General features: G+C 46.1%; 8 protein-coding genes. 2 read left to right on the forward strand and 6 right to left on the reverse strand.

Annotated elements, in window-relative coordinates:
* Positions 1 to 73 precede the first annotated feature (73 nt).
* Entirely contained in the window at positions 74 to 1,036 is a 963-nt protein-coding gene (urtB, locus tag ACEW9I_RS16165) for an urea ABC transporter permease subunit UrtB (RefSeq protein ID WP_373541360.1), read from the reverse strand.
* A 236-nt stretch (positions 1,037 to 1,272) separates the two neighbouring features.
* On the reverse strand, positions 1,273 to 2,652 hold the full coding sequence (locus tag ACEW9I_RS16170) for a transporter substrate-binding protein (RefSeq protein ID WP_373541361.1): 1,380 nt from the start codon (positions 2,650 to 2,652) through the stop codon (positions 1,273 to 1,275).
* A gap of 563 nt (positions 2,653 to 3,215) precedes the next feature.
* Here ACEW9I_RS16170 and xth point away from each other — a divergent pair.
* Positions 3,216 to 4,034 carry an exodeoxyribonuclease III gene (xth, locus tag ACEW9I_RS16175; RefSeq protein WP_373541362.1) on the forward strand — a complete coding sequence of 273 codons (819 nt, stop codon included), beginning with the start codon at positions 3,216 to 3,218 and terminating at the stop codon, positions 4,032 to 4,034.
* Positions 4,035 to 4,096: 62 nt separating this feature from the next.
* Here xth and ACEW9I_RS16180 read toward each other — a convergent pair whose 3' ends face one another.
* From ACEW9I_RS16180 to cobS, 4 genes are all read right to left on the reverse strand, one after another.
* Complete coding sequence (locus ACEW9I_RS16180) at positions 4,097 to 4,291, reverse strand: hypothetical protein (protein WP_373541363.1); 195 nt, start codon at positions 4,289 to 4,291, stop codon at positions 4,097 to 4,099.
* A gap of 95 nt (positions 4,292 to 4,386) precedes the next feature.
* Positions 4,387 to 5,331 (reverse strand): translation elongation factor Ts, encoded by a 945-nt coding sequence (gene tsf, locus ACEW9I_RS16185; RefSeq protein ID WP_373541364.1) that lies wholly within the window; start codon positions 5,329 to 5,331, stop codon positions 4,387 to 4,389.
* 232 nt (positions 5,332 to 5,563) lie between these two features.
* A complete protein-coding gene (gene rpsB / locus ACEW9I_RS16190) occupies positions 5,564 to 6,358 on the reverse strand; it encodes a 30S ribosomal protein S2 (protein WP_373541365.1) in 795 nt (264 codons plus the stop codon).
* Positions 6,359 to 6,549: 191 nt separating this feature from the next.
* On the reverse strand, positions 6,550 to 7,356 hold the full coding sequence (gene cobS / locus ACEW9I_RS16195; RefSeq protein WP_373541366.1) for an adenosylcobinamide-GDP ribazoletransferase: 807 nt from the start codon (positions 7,354 to 7,356) through the stop codon (positions 6,550 to 6,552).
* Positions 7,357 to 7,474: 118 nt separating this feature from the next.
* On the opposite strand from cobS, the gene rsmA reads away from it, so the two are divergent.
* Entirely contained in the window at positions 7,475 to 8,281 is an 807-nt protein-coding gene (gene rsmA, locus ACEW9I_RS16200; RefSeq protein ID WP_373541367.1) for a 16S rRNA (adenine(1518)-N(6)/adenine(1519)-N(6))-dimethyltransferase RsmA, read from the forward strand.
* Positions 8,282 to 8,410: the final 129 nt, after the last annotated feature.

Here is an 8,410-nt window from a genome sequence, read left to right on the forward strand (position 1 = left end):
GGGTGTAGGGTGGGCACTGCCCACCATCTAGGTTTCAGACATAACCGCCAATCTGCCACCCACCACAAACAACTTAACCGCGTTTTTGAACTGTAAATAGACCTTCTGGACGGTAACGAATTAGGACGATGACGGCAGCCAACACGATGACTCTAGCGGTAGGATCGTTGATGAGATATGCGATCGCGGCATTTGATTCACCAATCAATACTGCACCTGCCAACACGCCAACTAATTTGTCTACACCGCCCGCCACCACAGTCATCCAGGCATCTACCAAGTAATCTTGTCCCATCCCTGGGGCGACACTCTTGAGCGAAGCAATGACTGTTCCAGCAATTCCAGCTAGCCCGCAGCCGTAAGCAAATGTGACCATATCTACCAGACTGGTATTTACACCCAAACACTTTGCCATTTCGCGATTTTGAGTCACTGCTCGGACTTCTCGACCCAAATTAGTACCGTAGAGTAAATACGCCGTAATCCCTAGTAGCAGTAATGCCATAAAGATGATAAATAAGCGGTAGTAAGAAATCTCGATCGCTTGTTCGCCTACTTTCAATAGAGTCCAATTGCCGCGAATGTATGACGGTGCTTTGACGTACTTTAGTTGGGCGGTGAAGATCAGTTTAATTACACCTTGCAGGACGATACTTAGCCCCCAAGTAGCTAGTAAAGTTTCGATCGCGCGTCCGTATAGTCGCCGGACGATCGTGACTTCTACCAATGCGCCGACTAGGGCTGTAAACAAAAAAGAAAATGGAATTGTCATCAACAAATCCATTTTAAAATTACTTTGCAGTATAAAGGTCGTATACGCACCCAGCATGATAAATTCACCGTGCGCTAGATTGATAATCCGCATCACCCCAAATGTGATCGACAGTCCCAATCCTGTCAACAGCAAAATACCAACAATCCCCACCCCATTTAATAGCTGGTTGGTAATTGCCACCGGATCGATCGCTTTGGCTGGCGGACTGGCTTGGGCTAAATACACTAACGCAGAGATGGCATTAAATGACAAAACGTTCATATTTTACCGACCTAAATCGTGGTAGGTTTTGTAAATGCTAAATTAATGTAGCAATCTCAACTCAGATATTATGTTTGCTGTGTTACCATTTTGCGGTGGTATAGCCTATCGCTAAGTACAAAGTAGATACGCGAACGGGATAATATACCTGACGGTATTCTGATAAATCAAATAGGATTGCTAGACAATCTCTGATTCCGCGCGGAATCAGAGATTGTTTGTTAATTACTAGTAGTTTATGGCTTGTCTAAGAAGGCAACTGGAATGGGTTTCTTGGTCTCCACGATCGAATTGCCACGTTCGTCTGGGGTCTTATGAACGCAAATTCTCCCCTTGTAAAGGGCTTGGCTCCAGGGGATCGGTTTGACGGCTGCTTTGGTCGAAAAGACAATTTCTGCCTGCCCATCTGCCTTCCACTTGCCAATACGGGAATAGAGGTAGGTGTGGTAGTTGTCTGGGTCGGATTTGACGGTTCCTTGCGGAGCATTGAACATTTGACCTCTAGTTGCCTCGCGTAGATTAGAGGTAGTAAATTCCTGCTTTGCCTGGGCGCATTTTTCCATTGCCTGTGCCATGAAGAAGGTTTGGATATAGGCTGCTTCCATGACTCCATTGGTCACGCGCTCGTTACCAAATTTGGCCTTGAATTGTTCCACAAATGCCTTGTTTTCAGGAGTATCAACTGTTTGAAAATAGTTGAAACTACTAAAGTGTCCTTCGGCGAATTCTGGCCCCATCGCCTGAATCTCCTCCTCAGTTGTGGGAAATGCCATGATCGGAATCTGTTTGGAAGTGATTCCCGCATCTTTAAGCTGTTTATAAAAAGCGGGAATACTATCACCTACAAGATTACTCAAGATGAAATTGGGTTGGGCTTGCTTGATTTTGTTGATAATTGTGATAAATTCTGTCGTGCCTAGCGCAGCATATTCATCCCCGACAACTGTCCCGCCACCATTGACTAACTCAGCCTTGGCAATCCGATTGCTTTCTTTGGGATAGATGTAGTCAGAGCCAATGAAGAAGCCTTTTTTACCAAAGTTTTTGATGCAATAAGGAATCGAATCAGTGATCTGTTGATTTGGTGCGGCCCCAGTGTAGAAAACGTTTGAGCTACACTCATTCCCTTCATAGTAGACAGGGTAGTAGAGCAGTCTGTCTTTCTCTTCAAACACTGGTAGAACTGATTTGCGACTAGCTGAAGTGTAACAGCCGAGTACACAAACAACCTTATCTTCATCAATTAGTCGCTTCGACATTTGGTTGTACAAATCCCAGTTGGAGTCGGGGTTGACAACTACTTTTTCCAGCATTTGACCATTGATGCCTTTTTTACCAGCCCATGGCCCCGTACCTTCGTTGATTTGATCGATCGCTAGAAATGTCGCATCTTGTAAAGACTTTTCAACGATGGCGATCGAACCCGTGGTGGAATACATGACACCGACTTTGATCCCTGGTTGAGCACCTGCCCCTGGAGCGGCATTCGGGCTAGCAGCCCCTGGGCTTGCTGAGGGGGTAGATGCTGGATTGCTACAAGCTTTGAGTAGTAGTGTCCCTGCAACACCAGCACCGCCCAAAATAATGAATCTTCGTCGCCCAAACTGATTTGCCATAAAACTAACTTTACCCTTCACACACAATTATCTGGATGAAATACTAATACCAATATCTCATGAACTGTGTATTTTACAATACAAAACTCCCTAGTTTGGCAAAGATTTTAGACTAATGGCTGAGTTCCTACAACTCGAAGTAATTAGATATACATCAATTTTGATTTTTCCAAAGCTCTCCAAATCGCAAGTCTACTCAACATTCCTATTTGATTTATCAGAAGATCGTAGGGTGTGCGATCGAAGGCAACGTAACGTACTGAAGAGAATAGCTGGATTTAATAAATCTTGTAAATCATTTAGTATTACTATCGATAAATTAAGTTAGTTAGTGGGAATACTGTATAAATAAAAACTAGTAGATAACTGTAAGTGTCACTTGAGTATAAGTCTTCTACTCCACCAAGAGAGACTTCACTGTCAGTGGCGAAAAAAGGTCTAAATATGCAAACAATCCTACAGCCACAAAACTGCTGACTAGATCGTGATGAACTTGCAATCAAAGGTCGCAGATACAGGGTACAATATAGTGTGTTTGAATGCAGACGATCCAACCCTCTACAATGCAGATTGCTACCTGGAATGTTAACTCGATTCGGACGCGACTAGATATTGTCACCAACTGGTTGCAACAACATCCTGTCGATGTCCTCTGTATCCAGGAAAGTAAAGTCCCCGACGAACAATTTCCGCTCGACGCGATCGCCGCTTGTGGATATCATGTTTATGTATCAGGACAGAAGTCATATAATGGTGTCGCGATGTTTAGCAAGCAGCCATTGACTAATGTCAGTCGGGGTTTTGGTGGCGTATTGGCACCAGAATTAGTTGGCGATTTGGACGATCAAAAGCGGGTAATCACGGGGACTCTCAATGGCGTCCAAATTGTCAACCTTTACGTACCAAATGGGAATCTATTAGGTAGCGATAAATACGCTTACAAGCTTCGCTGGTTGGAATTATTAGGTGAGTATTTAAAAACTATAATTAGATCCGGTCAGCAGTCAATTTGCGTCTGTGGAGACTTTAATATTGCCCTCGAAGATCTTGATATTCATAGCAAAACTGTGTCACTGGATCGGGTCATGGCAACTCCCACCGAACGAGACTTATTACGCAAATCTGTACTCGATTTGGGCTTCCAAGATAGCTTCCGCAAATTCACATCTGAGGGCGGACATTTTAGTTGGTGGGATTATCGCCAACAGGGTTTTGAACGCAATCGTGGCTGGCGGATCGATCATCTTTATCTGACTCCAGATTTAGACGATCGAGCGACAAGTTGTACGATCGATATCGAGCCGCGCCAGTTAGTTCAGCCCAGCGATCACGCGCCCGTTATCGTTGAATTAGCGGACAATAAGATCGATTTAAATCCCTGAATTAACAAAAGAACAAGGGTGAAAATCCCCCACCTTTTAGGTGGATTGTGCTTGGTTCATTTTTATGGACAGGGAACCTGTCCGAAAATGAATCCGCCGTTTAGGGTGGGGTCTGCTTGTCTTGGCGCACACAACCTGTCTGGTCGGGCCACCCGCCCAGTGAAGGATACACCTCCAGGTCGATGTGCCGCTGGTGCGTTTCCATCGCCCAAGACCACTGGGCGGGTCACCCGACTAGCGGCACTTTTCGCTGTCAACTGTCAACTGTCAACTTTTTAAATAGCTCCAAACCTAAAAAAAGATAGGTCTAATTCTAGACCCATCCTCAACATTTATTCTAATAATAAACTAATTACATTTTGCCCATTTGAGCGGCAACTTCATCAGCGAAATTGGACTCTTTCTTCTCAATCCCTTCACCCAAGATAAAGCGCGTGAAGCGGCGGACGGTAACATCTTCACCCAACTGTTTGACGGTTTGACCGATTAATTCAGTTACAGACATATTCTGATCCTTGATGTAGGGTTGATCTACCAAGGTCATTTCTTTGAGGCGTTTGTCGATGCGTCCTTGGACAATCTTTTCTTTGATGTTGTCGGGTTTGTTGGCGAGATCGTCGCGTCCCATTTCGATTTCTTTTTCCTTGCTGGCGATCGCTTCAGGAATTTCGCCGACGTTGATATACTCAACATTGGGACAGGCTGCGACTTGCATTGCCAAGTTTCGAGCCAAGCCCTTGAAGTCTTCACTCTCAGCAACCTTAGCAGATGCACAACCGAGTTCTAGCAAGACACCGACTCTACCGCCAGTGTGGATGTAGCAATCAACCGCGCCTTCGGTACCATCAGCAACATGATAGTTTGCCAATCGACGTACGTTGAGATTTTCACCAATTTTGGCGATCGATTGGACGATCGCTTCTGATACTTTGATGCTACTGTCAGCCGCGTAGGGTTGCTCCAATAAAGCATCGACGGTATCGGCAGTAATTGCTTGCTGTGCTAGACTTTGCACCAAATCTTTGAAAGCATCATTGCGCGCTACAAAGTCGGTCTGACAGTTGACTTCTACCAAGACGCCAGTTTTGCCATCAGCTTGGATATAGTTATCCACCAAGCCTTCAGCAGTCACTCTGTCGCTTTTTTTACCAGCAGCAACCATCCCTTTCTGACGCAGCCATTCTGATGCTTTGGTAAGATCGCCTTCGGTTTCGCCCAAAGCTTTTTTACAGTCCATCATGCCTGCACCTGTTTGGCGGCGCAGTTCTTGAACCATCTTCGCAGTTATTTCAGCCATGTTCCTTTTTCTATATTCGAGCTGGTTGTGGATGGATATGTAGAAGGGTGGAGGGTAAGGGGCAAAGGGTAAAGGGCAAATAAAAGTCTTTACTTTTTCCCTTTCACCTGTCTTGCTGCGCTAAACCGTCGGGAAACCCGACGAGCGCGCAACGCTTTCCCCTTTACTCACACATCACAATTGGCTAAGTAATTAGTACAAGTCTGCGATCCTAGACATCCAATACCTAATTCTAGCCTTCGCTGCCTTCTTCACCATCAGCTTCGGCAAATTCAGCATCGTCGCTGAATTCGTCTTCCATGTCTTCGTAGTTGTCTACGATGTCCTCACCGCTGTCAGGATCGACACCGTGACGACCTTCGTAGATCGCATCGGCGAGTTTACCGACGATCAATTTGACAGAGCGAATCGCGTCATCATTGGCGGGGATCGCGACGTCAACTAGATCGGGATCGCAGTTGGTGTCGAGCAACGAGACGATCGGAATGTTCAATTTTTGACATTCGAGCATCGCGTTGTATTCCCGTCGTTGATCGATGACGATCACGATATCGGGTACCTTCCGCATGTTCTTGATCCCACCCAGATATTTCTGGAGTTTAGCCATTTCCCGTCGGAGGACGGAAGCTTCTTTTTTGGGAAGGAGATCTAGTGCGCCGCTGTTTTCACGACGTTCGAGATCTTTCAAGCGTTCGACGCGAGTTTTGATCGTCGTCCAGTTGGTGAGCATTCCTCCCAACCAGCGTTGGTTGATATAGGCTGCACCGCACCGACTTGCTTCTTGAGCGATGATCCCTGCGGCTTGACGCTTGGTACCGACGAATAAGAACCGCTTGCCTTGTTCGGCTGCTGTCCGCATGTAAACGTAAGCTTCTTCCATCAACTGGGCGGTTTGCACCAAGTCGATGATGTGTACGCCGTTGCGCGCTGTGAAGATGAATGGAGCCATTTTGGGGTTCCAACGTCTGGTTTGGTGTCCGAAGTGGACGCCAGACTCCATCATTTGCGCCAATGTTACTACTGGCATAAAATTATTTTCTCCTAATCGGGTTTATCCTCCATCCAGGCTGTATTTCTGCATGAGAAACACCCGAATTCCTGAATGTGCGAATTTTTAGACAACCTTCTTATAATAACAAATTTTGGTGTTATTCACAATCAAAAGACTCGATCGCTTACTGGTGTTGAGCATCATGTTTGAATACTTACATCCACCATTCACCATCCACCATTCACCATCGGTATCGTATACAAACACAGAATAAATGTCTCTGTCCATTCGACGACGGCTCCGTAGGTATCTCCAGTATGTCCGCCCAGACGCCGATCGAAATAATAGCCAGTTAGTACCGCAATCCCAGAGCTAACGAGCGATCTGAGCGCGATCGAGATCCAATTTGCAGGTTGTAGATAAATCTGCCAGCCAGTTACGGTGAGTACCAATGCTAGCCCCAGTAAAATATCTTGAGGTAATTTCATCCCTTGGCGATGAAATGCACCTTTGCCTTGGATTTTGAGGTAGGGGTAGAAAGCGATCGCGAGGACTTGTCCCCACCGACTCCATCCGGCGACCAGTGGTAAGATCCACAAGCGATCGTCAGGAATTTCGGATAGGGCGCAAGTTTTGAGTAAGATGATAACTACTGCTACCATCGCCCCGAATGCGCCTGTGACGCTATCGGACATCACTGTCAGCCGCCTGTCGGGATCTTGGACTGCCAATCCATCGGCGGTATCCATCGCCCCGTCGAGATGCAATCCGCCCGTCCACCACATCCACAACACTACGACGATCCCCGATCGCGTTAAGATCGGCATCTGTAGCCAATCCAAGCCCAGATCGGCCAAGCCCAATCCTCCCCCCAATAACAGCCCGATCGCAGGTGCCCAGCGGGCAATTCTCGCAAAATCCAATTGAAAATTGGGTGAGACGGGGAAGCAGGTATAGAAGGTAAGCGCGGCAAGTAGGGAGTTGAGATTGACTAGCACGGCAGGGGGTGGAGGGTAGTGAGCGAGTTGGTGCATTTTTACTGCACCAGGAAATTTTATATTAGTCGATCGATCGCGATGATGTAATTGTCCGATCTCAGTTTAAACATTGCCAACTACTCCCTACCCTCTCTACCCCTAAAACCTAAAGTAGATGAAAACAAAGAAACAATTTGGGCAACACTGGTTGCGAAACGAACAGATACTCGATCGGATTATGACAGCAGCCAAGATCGTCCCGAGCGATCGCATCCTCGAAATCGGTCCGGGGACTGGTATTCTCACGCGTCGATTGGTGGCGGCGGCGAGTGCGGTAGTAGCTGTCGAGATCGATCGAGATTTGAGTGCGCTGCTGGTCAAAAAGATGGGTCATCTGGATAATTTCTTATTATTAGAAAATGACTTTCTCAGTCTCGATCTAGAGAGTAATTTAACTGCTTTTCCTAAATTTCAACAGGCAAATAAAGTCGTTGCTAATATTCCTTATAATATCACTGGGCCGATCCTAGAAAAATTATTAGGTAATATCGTCAACCCAGCCGAGCGACCGTTTGATTCGATCGTCTTACTGGTACAGCGAGAAGTTGGCGATCGCTTGTTTGCCAAACCTAGTACCAAAGCCTTTGGGGCATTATCGATTCGGGTGGGATATCTAGCCCACTGTGAATTAATTTGTCCCGTTCCCGCGCGGGACTTTTCACCACCACCCAAGGTTGATTCGGCTGTGATTAGACTTACGCCCAGGCGGTTGGAACTGACGGCTAGAAATCCAAAATTATTAGATAATTTAGTCAGGCTGGGATTTAGTACGCGTCGGAAGATGCTCCGCAATAATCTTCAAAGTGCGATCGATCGCGATGCTTTGTCAGAGCTGCTATTGTCTTTAAATATTAGTACAGAAACTCGTGCTGAAGACCTGAGTATCGAACAGTGGATCGAGTTGTCTAATCTAGTAACCTGAGTTCGATGAGGCTAGCCTCATCATCAAATCAATTACCTGACTGTGTTTGAGCCAATCACTACCAATCCTCAAAAACTAAGTGTTTCATAAATTATTATCAATAAGCTCTGCTTGTTGATAATTAGCGGT

It is taken from the genome of Chamaesiphon sp. (assembly GCF_041738855.1).
In the GTDB taxonomy this organism is placed as follows: domain Bacteria; phylum Cyanobacteriota; class Cyanobacteriia; order Cyanobacteriales; family Chamaesiphonaceae; genus Chamaesiphon.